The sequence below is a fragment of the Pseudomonas sp. PDM32 genome (assembly GCF_019219225.1).
Classification (GTDB): Bacteria; Pseudomonadota; Gammaproteobacteria; order Pseudomonadales; family Pseudomonadaceae; genus Aquipseudomonas; species Aquipseudomonas laurylsulfatiphila.
The window spans coordinates 23322-38018 of sequence record NZ_JAHUWE010000008.1; the positions used below are offsets into that span (position 1 = coordinate 23322).

The 14697-nt window shown below is 61.0% G+C and carries 13 protein-coding genes; 5 read left to right on the forward strand and 8 right to left on the reverse strand.

What is annotated here, in order from left to right; all coding sequences use genetic code 11:
- Positions 1-160 precede the first annotated feature (160 nt).
- Positions 161-1087 (forward strand): 1-aminocyclopropane-1-carboxylate deaminase/D-cysteine desulfhydrase, encoded by a 927-nt coding sequence (locus KW846_RS16230; RefSeq protein ID WP_218483427.1) that lies wholly within the window; start codon positions 161-163, stop codon positions 1085-1087.
- Between the two features lie 126 nt (positions 1088-1213).
- Here KW846_RS16230 and KW846_RS16235 read toward each other — a convergent pair whose 3' ends face one another.
- Entirely contained in the window at positions 1214-1774 is a 561-nt protein-coding gene (locus KW846_RS16235; RefSeq protein ID WP_218483429.1) for a cytochrome b, read from the reverse strand.
- 284 nt (positions 1775-2058) lie between these two features.
- On the opposite strand from KW846_RS16235, the gene KW846_RS16240 reads away from it, so the two are divergent.
- Entirely contained in the window at positions 2059-2499 is a 441-nt protein-coding gene (locus tag KW846_RS16240; protein WP_218483431.1) for a hypothetical protein, read from the forward strand.
- 67 nt (positions 2500-2566) lie between these two features.
- On the opposite strand, the gene phnX is transcribed toward KW846_RS16240, so the two are convergent.
- Together phnX and KW846_RS16250 are read right to left on the reverse strand one after the other, a co-directional pair.
- Positions 2567-3394: a phosphonoacetaldehyde hydrolase gene (gene phnX / locus KW846_RS16245; protein ID WP_218483433.1), complete on the reverse strand. Its 828-nt coding sequence runs from the start codon at positions 3392-3394 to the stop codon at positions 2567-2569.
- 152 nt (positions 3395-3546) lie between these two features.
- Positions 3547-4656 (reverse strand): 2-aminoethylphosphonate--pyruvate transaminase, encoded by a 1110-nt coding sequence (locus KW846_RS16250; RefSeq protein WP_218483435.1) that lies wholly within the window; start codon positions 4654-4656, stop codon positions 3547-3549.
- A 109-nt stretch (positions 4657-4765) separates the two neighbouring features.
- On the opposite strand from KW846_RS16250, the gene KW846_RS16255 reads away from it, so the two are divergent.
- Complete coding sequence (locus tag KW846_RS16255; RefSeq protein ID WP_218483437.1) at positions 4766-5629, forward strand: LysR substrate-binding domain-containing protein; 864 nt, start codon at positions 4766-4768, stop codon at positions 5627-5629.
- A 112-nt stretch (positions 5630-5741) separates the two neighbouring features.
- On the opposite strand, the gene KW846_RS16260 is transcribed toward KW846_RS16255, so the two are convergent.
- Positions 5742-6614, reverse strand: a complete 873-nt coding sequence (locus KW846_RS16260) for a LysR family transcriptional regulator (protein WP_218483439.1) — start codon at positions 6612-6614, stop codon at positions 5742-5744.
- Positions 6615-6881: 267 nt separating this feature from the next.
- Between KW846_RS16260 and KW846_RS16265 the strand changes: the two genes are divergently transcribed.
- The gene (locus tag KW846_RS16265; protein WP_007976973.1) at positions 6882-8207 is read left to right on the forward strand and encodes an MFS transporter; all 1326 of its coding nucleotides are present in this window, start codon (positions 6882-6884) and stop codon (positions 8205-8207) included.
- A 67-nt stretch (positions 8208-8274) separates the two neighbouring features.
- On the opposite strand, the gene KW846_RS16270 is transcribed toward KW846_RS16265, so the two are convergent.
- Complete coding sequence (locus KW846_RS16270) at positions 8275-9669, reverse strand: type VI secretion system Vgr family protein (RefSeq protein WP_218483441.1); 1395 nt, start codon at positions 9667-9669, stop codon at positions 8275-8277.
- 225 nt (positions 9670-9894) lie between these two features.
- On the opposite strand from KW846_RS16270, the gene KW846_RS16275 reads away from it, so the two are divergent.
- Entirely contained in the window at positions 9895-10599 is a 705-nt protein-coding gene (locus tag KW846_RS16275; RefSeq protein WP_007976978.1) for a YebC/PmpR family DNA-binding transcriptional regulator, read from the forward strand.
- A 141-nt stretch (positions 10600-10740) separates the two neighbouring features.
- Here KW846_RS16275 and KW846_RS16280 read toward each other — a convergent pair whose 3' ends face one another.
- From KW846_RS16280 to KW846_RS16290, 3 genes are all read right to left on the reverse strand, one after another.
- Positions 10741-12060 (reverse strand): leucine-rich repeat-containing protein kinase family protein, encoded by a 1320-nt coding sequence (locus tag KW846_RS16280; protein WP_218483444.1) that lies wholly within the window; start codon positions 12058-12060, stop codon positions 10741-10743.
- A 186-nt stretch (positions 12061-12246) separates the two neighbouring features.
- Positions 12247-13371, reverse strand: a complete 1125-nt coding sequence (gene zapE, locus KW846_RS16285) for a cell division protein ZapE (protein WP_218483446.1) — start codon at positions 13369-13371, stop codon at positions 12247-12249.
- A gap of 267 nt (positions 13372-13638) precedes the next feature.
- Entirely contained in the window at positions 13639-14685 is a 1047-nt protein-coding gene (locus KW846_RS16290; protein ID WP_218483448.1) for an ABC transporter substrate-binding protein, read from the reverse strand.
- Between the last annotated feature and the right edge of the window lie 12 nt (positions 14686-14697).

Consider the following 14697-nt stretch of genomic DNA (forward strand, 5'->3'; position numbering starts at 1 on the left):
GCTCCCGCTGGGCCGCGAAGCGGCCCAAAATCGGTAGGTCCGGCACATCAGAAGTATCGAGTGTTCCGGGTTTGCGCCTGCTGCGCAGGCGAGCGGGAGCAAGCTCCCTCGCCACAAATCAGATGATAACATGCCGGCTCTTCACCCAGAGCCGGCATTGATGCTTCTCCCTCCCGACACCTGGCTACCCCAGGCCCCCCTCGAACGCCTTCACCTCGACTGGCTCACACACGCCGGCATCGAGGTGGCCATCCTGCGACTGGACCAGATCGATCCGCTGATCAGCGGCAACAAATGGTTCAAGCTGATCGAACACCTGAAGACCGCCGACCGCGCGGGGGCCGAGGGCATCATCAGTCTCGGTGGCGCGCATTCCAATCACCTCCACGCCCTGGCGGCGGCGGGCAGGCGTTTCGGCTTTGCCACCGTCGGCCTGTTGCGCGGCCACCCTCAGCAAACCCCGACGGTCAACGACTTGCAGGCGTTCGGCATGCAGTTGCACTGGCTGGGTTACGCCGGCTATCGAGCGAGGCACGAAGCCGGTTTCTGGCACCCCTGGCAAACCCGCTACCCGACCTTGCACCCGGTGCCTGAAGGGGGAGGTGGTTTACCAGGTGCCCTGGGTTGCAGGCCATTGCGGGCTGCTGTCTGCGCACAATTGCAGAGCCTGGGCTGGAACGACTACGACGGCTGGTGGCTGGCCTGCGGAACCGGCACGACGCTGGCAGGCCTGGTACTCGCCGAAGCGGGGGATCACCCGGTGTACGGTGCCCTGGCGGTGCCTGACGATCATGGGGTGGCGCAGCAGGTCGAGCGGATCGTGCAGGAGGCGGGGGTGGTTGATGCCGTGTATGAGTTAGTCGATGCGAGTCGTGGTGGGTTTGCCAAGGTTGACCCACTGTTACTCGACTTTATCGAACAGACAGAGCAGGCGGGAAATCTTCCACTGGAGCCGCTGTACACCGGCAAGGCACTGCTGGCACTCAAGCAACAAGTCGAAACGGGCCGGTTCGCCCAAGGTACGCGACTGATCTTCGTCCACACCGGCGGCTTGCAGGGGCGGCGAGGGTTTGATTCACAAGCCTGAAGCGCACCGCAAATCAATGTGGGAGCGAGCTTGCTCGCGATGAGGGTATTGCCTTCAGAACATTTGTCGACTGACACACCGCCATCGCGAGCAAGCTCGCTCCCACATCTCGGGTTGCCGTCCAGTTCAGCTATCGCGGGTTTCGCCTTTGGGCATCATCCGCAGCAAGGTGTTATCGCCCACCACATAATGGTGATAAAGCGCGGCCACGGCATGCAGGCCGATCAGCCAATAGCCGATAGTGCCGCCGAGCTCGTGCCAGTCCTGGAGTTGTTTGGCCAGGTCCTTGTTTTCCGCGATCGGCATCGGCAGGTCGAAACCGTAGAACATCACCTGATTGCCTTTGGCGCTGGTGACCAGCCAGCCGAGAATCGGCGTGACGATCATGAAAATGTACAGCGCCCAGTGCATCAGCCTGGCCAGCGTCGTTTGCCACGGCGGCGAAGCGGGGAAGACCTGCGGTGCCGGGCCGAGACTGCGTGCGAACAATCGCAGCCAGACCAGGACGAATACGGTCAGGCCGAGCATGAAGTGTGATTCGACGATTAGCGTGCGCCCACCACTGCCCTTGGGAAAGAGCCCGCGAAACTCGATACAGGCGTAAACCAGCGCCAGCAGGACCAGCATCAACCAATGCAGCGTGATCGATACGGTGCTGTAGCGCGAGGCAGAGTTTTTCCACGGCATACGGTGTTCCTCAGAGGTCCGGTTTAAAGCCACCGCTCTTGTCCGACGGTGTGTTCTAACTGTAATCCTGTTTCACCGGGATTGCCTGACTCGCGGTTGGCTTTTCGGTCGCGCTCGAAGTGATTTCAGGTTTCAACGTAAAGAAAGAGGTCGAACCCTGTTAGAAAAACCAAGGTCAGGCGTAGGGGGATTCTGATTGTGCCGTATTTTCAGTTTCAGGCTTGAGTGAGTCAGGTAGTTGATTGATATTTATCTGGCGTGGCGGCTGATTTAAGGAGGTTGCCATGCTTTTGGAATTTATTGATTTTGCTATCAAAGGAATGAGCATGAGTGACAATGTGAACGGAGTCCGCGGCGAAGTGAGTGAGTACACTTGGGGAAGACTGTGGTCTGACGGTACCAGGGAATTCAACAACGGAGCTATTCAGTACGCTGATGGCTCGCTCGAATTTGATGGTTTGACGTTTTACCCTGATGGGGTTGTCATTGATGCATCGGGACAGCAGGTTGGCCTTATTGATGACACACAACTGATTCCATCCGGTGGCGAGGGGCAGGGCGCCGAACAGTCATTACCCGACGAAAGTGCCGAAGGTGTTAAGCCAGAGGAAGTTGAAGAGGTCTTGACTCAAACACACGTTGGAGAAGGCGAAGGAGAGGCGTTGATTATCGAGGATGAGACTGATGTTGAGAGCTACTTGTCTCTTGATAGTGACGAGCGATAATTGATTTCGCGATAATTCGATGGCATTAAAAAAGCCGTAGTACCCATCCAGGTACTACGGCTTTTTGTCATTGGCTTTGCGGCATTTCGCCGTTGGCCAGGCGCTTGTTGATGTCGGCGATCACTTGCGGCAGATCGGTGATGGTGTCGATCATGTAGTGCGGGCGCGAATCTTCGAACATCCCATGGATGCGCTTGCGCTCGCTGTCCAGTTGGTCGCTGCCCAGCGCGCGATAACCTTCGTAATCCAGGCCCAGGGCATTGCCCGAGCAGATCAGCGCCACGGTCCACATGCCGGCGCGGCGACCTTCGAGAATGCCCGGCACGGTGTCATCGATCTTCACGCACGCGGCAACATCGTCGATGCCCAGGGCGATGACGTTGGCCAGTGCCTGGGCGGGCCATGGGCGGCCATTCGGGACTTCGTCGGTGGCCACCACGTGATCGGCCACATAGCCGTTGGTGGCAGCCAGTTCGACCACCTTGTCCATGACCTGTTTCGGATAACCGGAGCAGGAGCCGATCTTGATCCCTTGCTCGCGCAGGTTGGCGATGGTCTCCAGAGCGCCCGGAATCAATGCGGAGTGTTCGGCGATTTTCTCGATCTGCAGCGGCATGAAACGCTGGTAAATCGCGGTGACGTCGTCGTCGGTCGGTGTGCGGCCGAAGACTTTGCGATAACGCTCGGCAACTTCCGGCAGATCGCACAGGGTGCGGATGTGGTCCCACTTGCCCATGCCCATCGGGCCACGGGCTTCTTCGATGGACACCTGGACGTCGAACTCGGCGAACGCCTCGACGAAAATCTGCGTCGGGGCGAAGGAGCCGAAGTCGACCACGGTGCCGGCCCAGTCGAGGATGGCGGCCTGGAGTTTGCTTGGGTTGGAGTAGTTCATGGTGATCAAGTCCTGTGGCAACTGGCTAATAGGGAAGCTGCTTTTGGTGGGAGCGGGCTTGCTCGCGAAAGCGGTGTGTCAGCCGACATCTACGTTGAATGTCGGTCCGTCTTCGCGAGCAAGCCCGCTCCCACAGGGGAATGCGGTGTGGGTTAGATCTCCAGCACTTCCATCTCGCGCAACACCTCGCCAATCGCGGCCACGGCTTCGCGCATCTCGGCCGGTTGCACATGTCCGATGCAGCCGACGCGGAAGGTTTCGACCTGGGTCAGTTTGCCGGGGTAGAGGATGTAACCCTTGGCCTTGACCCGCTCGTAGAATTCCTTGAACTGGTAGCGAGGATCTTTCGGGGCGTGGAAGGTGGCGATGATGGGCGCCTGAATGGCCGCCGGCAGGAAGCTGCGCAACCCCAGGTTGCCCATCTCTTCCATGAGAGCCTGGCAGTTGGCGGCGTAGCGTTCGTGCCGGGCCGGCAAGCCGCCTTCTTCGTTGTATTGCAGCAGGGCTTCGTGCAGCGCCGCAACCACGTGGGTCGGCGGGGTGAAGCGCCACTGGCCGGTCTTGGCCATGTAGGCGTGCTGGTCCTGCAGGTCCATCGCCAGCGAATGCGAGTTGCCGGCGGCGCTGGCCAGGGATTCTTTGCGAGCGAAGACAAAACCCATGCCTGGCACGCCTTCCAGGCATTTGCCCGAGGCGGCGATCAGGGCGTCGAACGGCACTTGTTGCGCGTCCACCGGCAAGGCACCGAAGGAACTCATGGCGTCGATGATCAGGCGTTTGCCGTGTTGTGCGACGACCTGGGCGATCTCCGGCAGCGGATTTAGGATGCCAGTGCTGGTTTCGCAGTGAATCAGGGCGACGTGGGTGATGCCGTCGTCGGCGCGCAGCAGGCGGTCGACGTCGGCAGCGGTGGTCGGTTCGTCTTCGGCGGTTTCGAAGGTGCTGAAGGAACGGCCCAGCACTTCGCAGATTTTCGCCAGGCGTTTGCCGTAGGCGCCGTTGATCAGTACCAGAACCTTGCCATCGCGAGGCACCAGGGTGCCAATCGCGGCCTCGACGGCGAAGGTGCCACTGCCTTGCAAGGGCACACAGTGGTGGGTCGCGGCGCCGTTGACGATCGCCAGCAATTGCTCGCAGAGGCTGGCGGTCAGTTGATTGAAGCGGTCATCCCATGAACCCCAGTCGATCATCATCGCCTGACGGGTGCGGGCCGAAGTGGTCAACGGGCCGGGGGTGAGCAGGATGGGTTCGGCAGCACTCATTTTCGTGTCCTCGCAATCGATGGGGTGAAGCTACGGGGCTTAAATTGCAATTTGCCGTGTTATCAATCAAATTGTTTATTGTTATGCCAGCCATCAGTGAGGGTTATTCATGAACCTGTTTCAGCTCCGTGCCTTCGATGCCGTGGCCCGGGAAGGCAGTTTTACCCGGGCGGCGGCGCGGCTGTTCATCAGCCAGCCGGCGGTCACCGGGCACATCAAGGCGCTGGAAGAGCACTACCAGATCACCCTGCTGCGCCGCACCGCCCGACGTGTGGAACTGACGGAGGAGGGCACCAAGCTGGCGGCGATCACCCGGGCGATGTTCGGCCTGGCCGAGGAGGCGCAGGTGATGCTCGAAGCCAACCGGCAATTGTTGACCGGGCGCCTGGAGGTGGCGGCGGATGGTCCGCACATGGTCATGCCAATGCTTGCCAGCCTGCGTGCGCGTTATCCGGGGATCACGGTGAACCTGCGCCTGGGCAACGCCCAGGAAACCCTGGCGGCGCTGCTGTCCGAACATGCCGACGTGGCGGTGCTGACCGAAATCGAGCCTCGTAAGGGTTTGCATTTACAGGCACTGAACGAATCACGGATTTGTGCGCTGGTACCCGACGGACACCCTTGGGCGCAGAAGACCAATGGCGTACAGCTCAAGGAGCTGGATCAGGTGATCATGGTGCTGCGTGAACCGAGTTCGATTACCCGGCGCACCTTCGATGAGGCTTGCGCCCAGGCCAGGGTCAATCCGCGGGTGCTGCTGGAACTGGACAGCCGCGAAGCGGTGACCGAGGCGGTGGCCGCCGAACTGGGGGTGGGGGTGGTGTCGTCGGTGGAAGTCAGCCACGACCCGCGAGTGGCGGCGGTGCCGATCATTGGCGAGGGGTTGGTGAACCGGCACATGATCGGGTGCATGGAGCGGCGGCGGGATTTGCGGTTGATTCAGGCTTTTTTGGGGTTGGCGCGCGTCAGGTAGACCGAGTCGCCTGCATTCGCGAGCAAGCCCGCTCCCACAGATGATCGCATTCCTCCAGTAGGAGCTCGGTCAAATGTGGGAGCGGGCTTGCTCGCGAAGAGGCCGGCCCTGCCTACACAAGACTCTCGCGAACCATCCCAAGAAACGTCGCCACGATGCGCCGCGAACTCTGCTCGCGCAAGCACACCAGGGTTTCCGTCAGGCGGCGTTTGCAATCGGTAATCGGCAAGGCGCATACCCGTGAGTCGGCGCCGAATTCGGCCGCCGACACCACGCCGATGCCAATCCCGACCACTACCGCTTCACGCGCAGCTTCCCGGCCTTCAACCTGGATCGCCGGACGAATGCGCAGCCCGGCGCCGGCCATTTCCTCTTCCAGGGTCTGGCGCGTCACCGAACCGATTTCCCGCAGTACCAGCGGTGTGTCATCGAGGTCGGCGAGGGTGATGGATTCACGGTCGGCCCACGGATGATTGCGCGACACGAACGCCACCATCGGGTCATTGCGCAGGGGCAGGGAGATCAGGCGTTCGTCACTGACGTCACGGCCCAGCAACGCCAGGTCGGCCTGATAGTTGAACAGTCGGAACAGCGACTCATCGGTGTTGCCGGTTTCGATCTTCACGCTGATCCCCGGGTAGCGTTCGCAGAATCGGGCAATCTGCGGCAGCACGTGCACCGGCGCATCCACCGCCAGAATCAGGCTGCCGGTCTGCAGGGCCTGGGAATCCTGCAGCAGTTCCTGGGCTTCGGCCTCAATCACAAAAAGCCGCTGGGTAACGCTCAGCAGGCGTTCGCCCAGATCGGTCAGGCGTACCGAACGTTTGTTGCGGTGAAACAGCAAAACACCGTAGCGCTCTTCAAGTTTGCGCACTTGGTCGGAAATCGCCGGCTGCGTCAGAAATAGCCGCTCGGCGGCTTTGGTAAAGCTTCCATGTACCGCAACGGCATGGAACGCTTTGAGTTGGGCGTGGGAAACCGACATCGATATCTCCAGTAACAAGCAAAGCTTATTTTGGAAATACGATAAATCGATTTCACTTATTAAACAGTAATTGTTTTTATCACTCTCAGCCCCGTTGACCGGTCAGTCGAACCGCAGCGGGTGCCATGAGCCTGGGCGTGCAAAACAGGACTCATCTGACCGGTATCCGCCGTAGGGACAGGGCGATATCGCAGTGCTCAACAATAAAAAAACAGGCGTTTGCTTCCAATTCTGCCGGCACACTCACACCCTGAGGTCAGAACCACAATGAACAAGCACATCGGCACCATCAAGCGTTGGCGCGTGCAGATCTTCGCGATCACCTGGCTCGCTTACGCCGCTTTCTACTTCACCCGCAAAGCCTTCTCGGTGGCCAAACTCGGCATCGCCGAAGACCCGACCTTCATGCTCGACAAAATGGCCATGGCCAACCTCGATGCCATCTACCTGACGGCTTACGCCGTGGGGCAGTTCACCTGGGGCATCCTGGCCGACCGCTTCGGTCCGCGGGTGGTGGTGCTGGGCGGGTTGCTGATTTCCGCGGGTGCGGCGCTGGTGATGGGCAACTTCGCAACGTTACCGATTTTTGCTACCTGCATGCTGATACAAGGGCTGGCGCAGTCCACCGGCTGGTCGGGATTGTGCAAGAACCTGGGCAGTTTCTTTCCCTCCGAACAGCGCGGTCGGGTATTGGGCCTGTGGAGTTCCTGTTACGCCTTTGGCGGGCTCGTGGCGTCGCCGTTTGCCGGCTGGTGGGCCTATACGCTCATCGGCACCTGGCATGCGGCGTTTGTTTCCAGTGCGGCGGTGGTTGGGCTGGTCGCCGTGCTGTTTTTTATTTTCCAGCGCAACAAACCTGAAGACGTCGGCTTGCCGGCTGTGGAGCCGGAGCCCGAACTGACCGCTGAAGAAGCCCTTGCCCAAAGCAAAATCAGTATCTGGGTGCCACTCAAGGAAATCCTGCGCAACCGCACGGTGCTGGTTCTTGGGCTGGCGTACTTCATGTTGAAGCCGGCGCGCTACGCGATTCTGCTGTGGGGACCGGTGATCGTCTTCGAACAGATGCCTTCGGTGGGCAAGGTCGGTGCGGCGATCATTCCGACCTCGTTCGAACTGGCCGGGTTGCTCGGGCCGATCATGATCGGCCTGGCCTCGGACAAACTGTTCGGCGCCCGGCGCATGCCAGCTTGCGTACTCAGTCTGTTGGCACTCACCGTGACCCTGGCATTGTTCATGGGCGCCCTGCATACCGGCAGTGTGGTCCTGGTGGTGGCGCTCTTGTTCGTCATGGGCCTGACCCTCTACGGGCCGGACTCGATGATCAGCGGCGCGGCGGCGATCGATTTCGGCACGGCCAAGGCCGGTGCGACGGCGGCCGGGTTCGTCAACGGTTGCGGTTCCGTCGGGGCGGTGCTCGGCGGACTGCTGCCGGGTTACTTCGACTCGGTCACCGTGTTCATTGTTTTCGCCGGCTGCGCGATGTTCTCGGCGCTGGTGCTGATCCCGCACTGGAACAGCCGCCCCGGCGGCCTGAAAACCAAGCATCCCTGCGCGCCCGATCGGGCGATGAACATCAAACCCCTGCGTACCTGAATCCTGTTCCTCGTCGCCGATGTGTACATCGGCGGCGGTTACACCGGGCTGTGGACCGCGATCACGCTCAAGGACGGTGGAGCAACCAGTCGAACAGCAGGCGGGTATCGCCCCGGGGTTCACGGGGCGGTGGGTGTAGAGATTGTGGCCGAGGGCCCAACGCCGTACAGAGCACCGGGCGATCCGGGTCACTGTCGAGGAAAATCACCTGTACTTCACTGCCGGCCACGGGCAAGCGGGACGGATCGATCCAGTCCTCGGCCGTGGTCAGCGCCAAGGGCAGCCACAGGCCGCGGGACAACGACTCTGTGGCTGAATCTGTGGCAGGCCAGAGGATCACTCGAATCCGGCCATCCTCGTCCACAGTCGGCGGCTGTCCGACCGGGCCGCACACCTGGCCGGGCTGATACCCGGGAATGCTCGGCCTGGGTTGTTTAAGCGCGGGCCTGAACACCGTCGACCAGGGGATGGCGCTGAATTGATTGCGGTAACCCAAGGCCATGCCTGCTGACTCGTCGAGCAAAATCGATGGTTGGCCCCCCTGATGGCTTATTTCGGTCACCAACCATTGATCATTGAAATTCGCCAAAGGATGGCCGGCCACCTGCACGATCCGGCCGCTGCGTAATGCTCCCAGGTTGCTTTGACCGTGTATTTGCAGGTGCCGGCACCGCAGGCGTTCCAGCTGTCGCCGGCTGAGCTGGTCGCGATGCTGCTGTTCGTGAGTGGTGAACGAGTGATTGGCTGCGCCGTCGCTGATGTCCGCTGCACCAGGATTCCTCGCACCTGGGCGCACAGGAGGGAGCGAGGCATCATGGCGCTGGAACAATTCGCTGATCACAGGTTGGTGATGATCGTCGAGTGCGTCGCTGCGCAGCGGCATGAGCAGCGGCTCCTGGGGGAAACTCAGGCTGTCATCGGCCAACACCAGTACATGGCCGTCGCGTTGATGCTCGAAGTGGTAGTGGATGCCTTCTTCCTCGCACAGTCGTTGCAACAACGCCAGGTCGGTTTCTTCGTACTGAATGCAAAACGGGCGCAGGGGATAGTGCCCGGTTGCCAGTTCGAAGCGATAACTGCTGGCGGGCAGCCCATGTTCCTCGAGCAACTGGCGCAAGATCATGGGCACGCTGGCGCGCTGGAAAATCCGTCGGCGGCGTTGCTGCTCCAGCGCCTGGAGACGGGACACCAGTACCAGTTTGTAAGCGACCCGGTGTGCGCTTCGATGTTCACACCCGGCGCTGTGCAGCACGCCATGCAGGCCCTGGTCGTGGCCGAATTCGAGGAACGCCGGCTGGTGCAGCAATCGTTCAAGGTTCAAGGCCGGTGCCAGGCCGATAACCTCGATGTCGAATCGATAGGGCTGGTTGAGTGCTTCGTGACCGCTGAACCGGACTACCTGGAAACTCAGGTCGTCATCGAGAAGCGTCAGGGTGGTGGGACTTTCCTTGTCGTTGTGCATCGAACACGCTGCCGCCGTTGAATAGGGTGCAAAGCGTACGAAACCCCGGCACATTGCGGACAGGCCAAAGCGGCATTTCAGAATCCCCCTACAACCGCTGGTGAAGATGTCGATGCCAGTCGGGATTTTTTGGTCGATTGCCAACTTTAGGCCGTATAAACTTGCGCAAAGCGTCGGCCAATGGTTGTCTCGACGCCACAGATGTCACAGATAAGAGAGTGAGAAATGGGCGCACAGTGGAAGGTTAAACACAAAGAAGCGGCAGCCAATGCCAAGGGCAAGATCTTCGGCAAACTGGTGAAGGAAATCACCATTGCTGCGCGCAACGGCGCTGATGTTGCGACCAACGCGCACTTGCGCCTGGTCGTTGAACAGGCCAAGAAAGCTTCGATGCCCAAGGAAACACTGGATCGCGCCATCAAGAAGGGCGCGGGCCTGTTGGGCGAGACCGTGCAATACCATCGCGTGACCTATGAAGGGTTCGCCCCGCATCAGGTGCCGTTGATCGTCGAGTGCGTGACCGACAACATCAACCGCACCGTTGCCGAAATCCGCGTGGCGTTCCGCAAGGGCCAACTGGGCGCTTCCGGTTCGGTGGCCTGGGACTTCAACCATGTCGGCATGATCGAAGCATCGCCGGACACCCCGGACGCCGACCCGGAAATGGCCGCCATCGAAGCCGGTGCGCAGGATTTCGAACCGGGTGAAGAGGGTGCAACCCTGTTCCTGACCGAACCGACCGACCTCGACGCGGTACAGAAAGCCCTGCCGGAACAAGGCTTCACCGTGCTGTCGGCCAAACTGGGCTACCAGCCGAAAAACCCGGTCAGCGGCCTGAGCGATGAGCAGATGGCCGAAGTCGAAGCCTTCCTCGAAGGCCTCGATAACCATGATGACGTGCAGGACATGTTTGTCGGGTTGGCGGGTTGATCGAACTGGTCTTGATCTGACTTGTGGCGAGGGGGCTTGCCCCCGTTGGACGGCGAAGCCGTCCCAAAAGCGACGGCTGCTGCGCAACCGAACGGGGCGGTGCGGCGGTCCGACAAGCCCCCTCGCCACATTGTTTTGTATTTACAATTTGAACTCAGCTAATTTCTGAACAACTTCATCAAACCCCGGCCGCCCCAGCACCTGCGGCTGACAGCAACGCCGCTCCAGATCTTCCAGCACCCTACGCCGTTCATCGCTCAACCCCGAGTCGATCCGTGCCAGCAACTCCCCCAGCAACACCCCGAACGCCCGCACCTCGATCCGCTGCAAGGCACGGCTTTCAAGGCTGTCGGAAATCCCGTGGAACGACGCCGCGCCAAAGTCCCCCAGCAAGCAATCTCCCTGCTCATTCCACAGGATATTGTGCCCGTAGAGGTCGCCGTGGGTGATGCCATGGCTGTGCAGGTGTTCGGCCACCGAGGCAATGCCCGAGGCAATGCGCAGCGCCACGGACGCACTGAAACGCAAGTCGTCGGGGTAGATGTCGCGGCTGCACGACGCCAGGCTCGGCAGTGCGGCGAGGTTACGGTAACTCGGTGCGATCAGTTGCATCACCAGCCCGGCGGTTTGCTGCGGGTGATCGACAATTCGCCCCTCGACGCGGATCAGGTTCGGGTGCAGGCCGGCGGTGATGCAGGCGTTCATCTCGTGCAGCGGTGAACCATCGCTGGTCATTTCGCCCTTGTAGAGCTTCACCGCAACGGCCATGGGCGGCTGGTCAGCTGGTTGCCAGACGGCCTGATGGATCACCCCGGACGCCCCTTCGCCGAGTTTTTTCTCCAGGCGCAATGCCGACCAGTCAATGCGCGGTGTCGCGTCAAGGGCCGCGGCGTCGGCTTCGGTTTCCAGCGGGTTACCGGCGTACGCCAGCCAGGTCAGGCTCGGCAATTCCAGCAACCAATGCGGCAACTCGGTCAACTGGTTGGCGGCGATGCGAATCAGCTCCAGCCGATGGCACTGACGCAACGACTCCGGCAGCGCGTGCAAACGGTTGCCGGCGAGCATGAGCTTTTGCAGGAATGGCCGCTCTCCCAACGCGCTCGGCAGCGTCTCGATGCAGTTGTCGGTCAGGATCAGCCAGCGCAGCAGCGGTGGCAGTGCCGCAGCGGGCACGTGGGCGATGCGGTTGGCCTTGAAGCCGATCATCGTCAGTGCGGCGCATTGGCCCAGGCAGGCCGGCAACTCGGTGAAACGGTTATCGGAGCAGAACAGCACGCGCAGACGGGTCAGGCGATGCAAGTCTTCCGGCAGGGCGCTCAAGGTATTGCCGCTGAGGTTGAGTACTTCCAGCGAGTCCGCCAGATCGAAAATTTCCCGAGGGAATTCCGTGAGGCCGTCGACCAGATCCAGCCGCGTGATGCCTGACAACTCGCCGGCACGCAATTGAGCAAGGGTATGCATGAACAGATTCGCCATTAGCCAAAGAGAGGACGCGTGGCCCTGGAAATGGGCGACATGATAGCGGGAAAGATGTGGCGACTGTCAGGCCGCCTTCGCGAGCAAGCCCGCTCCCACAGTTGACCGCGTTCCAATGTGGGAGCGGGCTTGCTCGCGAAGAGGCCCTTCAATACAACAAAATAATATCGCTCAGGCCGGCTCGCTGACTTCCACCAGTTGCCCCAATCGACTGCGGGTGCGAGCCAGGTCAATGGCATCGCCGTCCAGGCTTTCGCGCAGGGCGTGCTGTGCGAGCAGTGTCAGGTGCTTGTTCTGGTCGTACAGTACGTCGATGAGGTTGATGAAGCGCTGTTGGGCGGCCATCGAGCACTCAGCGAGCCGCGGCAGGTCATCGATGATCCAGCGATCGAAGCGGCGGCACAACTCCAGGTAATCCATCACGGCCGCAGGCTGCTCGCACAGGTCGGCGAAAGTGAAACCGATGCGGCGCTCATCGCACAAACGTGCCTGGAAATACCGGGTGCCTACGGGAAGCGAAAGGGGCGGGGCGCTGCGATCCGGCAGATTCAACGAACGCCGCTGCACCGCGCTGGCCGGCCACACATAATGGCCTTGGGTGAACAGCTGTTGCGCGTGGCTGCGGACCTGGCTGCGATAGTCGTGCGGACCGCCGACTTCCATGACCTGCATACGTGCATTGATCAAGTCGATCACCGGTTTGAAGCGGGCGTGGTACAGCGGATTGGGCAACAGGCCTGCGGGCGGGTAGTTGGAGGTGACCAGCAACAGGATGCCGCGCTGAAACAGTGCCTTGAACAACCGGGTGATGAGCATCGCATCGCCGATGTCGTGCACATGGAACTCATCGAAACACAGCACCCTGCAATCGCTGAGCAGGGCATCCAGGGTGATCGCCAGGGCGTCGGGCTGTTCGCGATGCTCGAACATGCCCTGGTGCAGTTGGGCGAAAAACTGATGGAAGTGCAGGCGTTGTTTTTGCGCGAGGGGAACGGCCCGGAAAAAACCGTCGAGCAGCCAGCTCTTGCCACGCCCCACGGCACCATGCAGGTAAAGGCCCGGAAGGGTTTGCGTCGGAGTGCCCATCAACAGGCAGGCATGCCGGGCCATGCAGTCGATCACGCGTTGCTGGCTGTGACTGAGGGTGTAGCCCCGGGAATGGGCCTGGTGACGAAAGTAGTCGCGGATAGCCTCGCCTGCCTCGGTGCTGCCGGCGGTCGGTGCCTTGCCGAGAAGGCGACGCAACGATTGCCAGCGCGATTTGATTCGCGAACGATTGGGCGGTCGAACGGCCACTGAGATGTCACCTCTGGTGTGCGGGCAGGCTCCCCCGAGCCGGGGCGCCATAGTGTAACCAGAGCAGGGAATTTGCTTCCAGTTGTGTCGGTGCGCGTCGGAGCGGTTCCGACCGGTCACTTGGAAAGACCTGTAGGAGCGAGCTTGCTCGCGAAAAACTCTGGATAGCGCGGGCACTCAGGCAGCACGCGTTATCGTTGACGTCCATCGCGAGCAAGCTCGCTCCTACAGGGGGCGTCGTTTGTGAAGCGCAGTCGTGTCAGTCGCCTATCGCTCGATGCTCCGATTCCACCGTGCATTCCACGCAGGGCGCTGTTCGTTGACCTGATCCCAATCCACCGCGATTGCGGTCTCCAGGTATTGTTGCATCGCTTCGACCTGCCCACGGGTTCGCTCGGAGGTCGGGGTATTGGGGTTGGAAGGAATCTGGTCGCCGTCCTCAAGCGCGGCGGCCTGGGCTTCGGGGGTGAGCAGGAACGCGGCGAGTTTTTGCGCCAGTGGCGGTTGCGTGTTGTTGGCGATGGCGCATTCAGCGACGTTGAGCACCACGGCGCCTTCCTTCGGTTGTGCGTATTCCACTGGCATGCCCTTGAGCTTCAGGGCGGTGACCTGGGTCGGTGTCAGCGGAAACAGCGCCGCCTCGTCGGTCTGGAGCATTTCGGAAATCTTCGCCGAACTCGGGATGTATTCCAGTACGTTGCGCCCAACTGTGTTCGGCCAAGCCTTGAACCCCGGATCGACGTTGGTTTCGCTGCCGCCCTGAATCCGGTTGAACATCAGGAAACCGTGCAGGCCGAAGGTGGAGGAGGCCATCGACTGGAACACCACTTTGTCCTTGAAGCGCGGGTCAGCCATGTCCATCCACGAGGTCGGCGCGCTCCAGCCTTTCTCCTTGAACAAGCGTGTGTTGTAGGCCAGCCCGGTGACGCCGAGACTGACGGCTACCGCTTCATCCTTGATCCGCCCCTTGGCGGGAATCTGCGCCAGGGCCGGGTTGTTTTCGAGTTTGTCGCACAGGCCCATGGCGATGGCGCGGTACATGATGCCGTCGTCGAGGAACATCACATGCATCTGTGGGTTGTCCTTGCTGGCCTGGACCTTGGCCAGGATATCGGCGGAGGTCCCGGGCACGATCACCACTTTGACGTTGTTGGCCTTCTCGAAGGCCGGCAGTACCTTGTCGGCGTAAAGCCGCTCCATGGTCCCGCCGTTCATGCCCAGGTAAAGCGTCGGTTCGGCGTGGGCCTGGGTGATGGTGAGCAGGGCGCTCATGCAGGACAAACCGAGCAGTGCGTTGCGTTTGAGGTTTTTCATTGGCGCGACCTT

Coding starts and splice junctions, on each gene's coding strand:
- KW846_RS16230 (WP_218483427.1), top strand. CDS start 161: ATGCTTCTCCCTCCCGACACCTGGCTACCCCAGGCCCCCCTCGAACGC.
- KW846_RS16235 (WP_218483429.1), bottom strand. CDS start 1,774: ATGCCGTGGAAAAACTCTGCCTCGCGCTACAGCACCGTATCGATCACG.
- KW846_RS16240 (WP_218483431.1), top strand. CDS start 2,059: ATGCTTTTGGAATTTATTGATTTTGCTATCAAAGGAATGAGCATGAGT.
- phnX (WP_218483433.1), bottom strand. CDS start 3,394: ATGAACTACTCCAACCCAAGCAAACTCCAGGCCGCCATCCTCGACTGG.
- KW846_RS16250 (WP_218483435.1), bottom strand. CDS start 4,656: ATGAGTGCTGCCGAACCCATCCTGCTCACCCCCGGCCCGTTGACCACT.
- KW846_RS16255 (WP_218483437.1), top strand. CDS start 4,766: ATGAACCTGTTTCAGCTCCGTGCCTTCGATGCCGTGGCCCGGGAAGGC.
- KW846_RS16260 (WP_218483439.1), bottom strand. CDS start 6,614: ATGTCGGTTTCCCACGCCCAACTCAAAGCGTTCCATGCCGTTGCGGTA.
- KW846_RS16265 (WP_007976973.1), top strand. CDS start 6,882: ATGAACAAGCACATCGGCACCATCAAGCGTTGGCGCGTGCAGATCTTC.
- KW846_RS16270 (WP_218483441.1), bottom strand. CDS start 9,669: ATGCACAACGACAAGGAAAGTCCCACCACCCTGACGCTTCTCGATGAC.
- KW846_RS16275 (WP_007976978.1), top strand. CDS start 9,895: ATGGGCGCACAGTGGAAGGTTAAACACAAAGAAGCGGCAGCCAATGCC.
- KW846_RS16280 (WP_218483444.1), bottom strand. CDS start 12,060: ATGCATACCCTTGCTCAATTGCGTGCCGGCGAGTTGTCAGGCATCACG.
- KW846_RS16290 (WP_218483448.1), bottom strand. CDS start 14,685: ATGAAAAACCTCAAACGCAACGCACTGCTCGGTTTGTCCTGCATGAGC.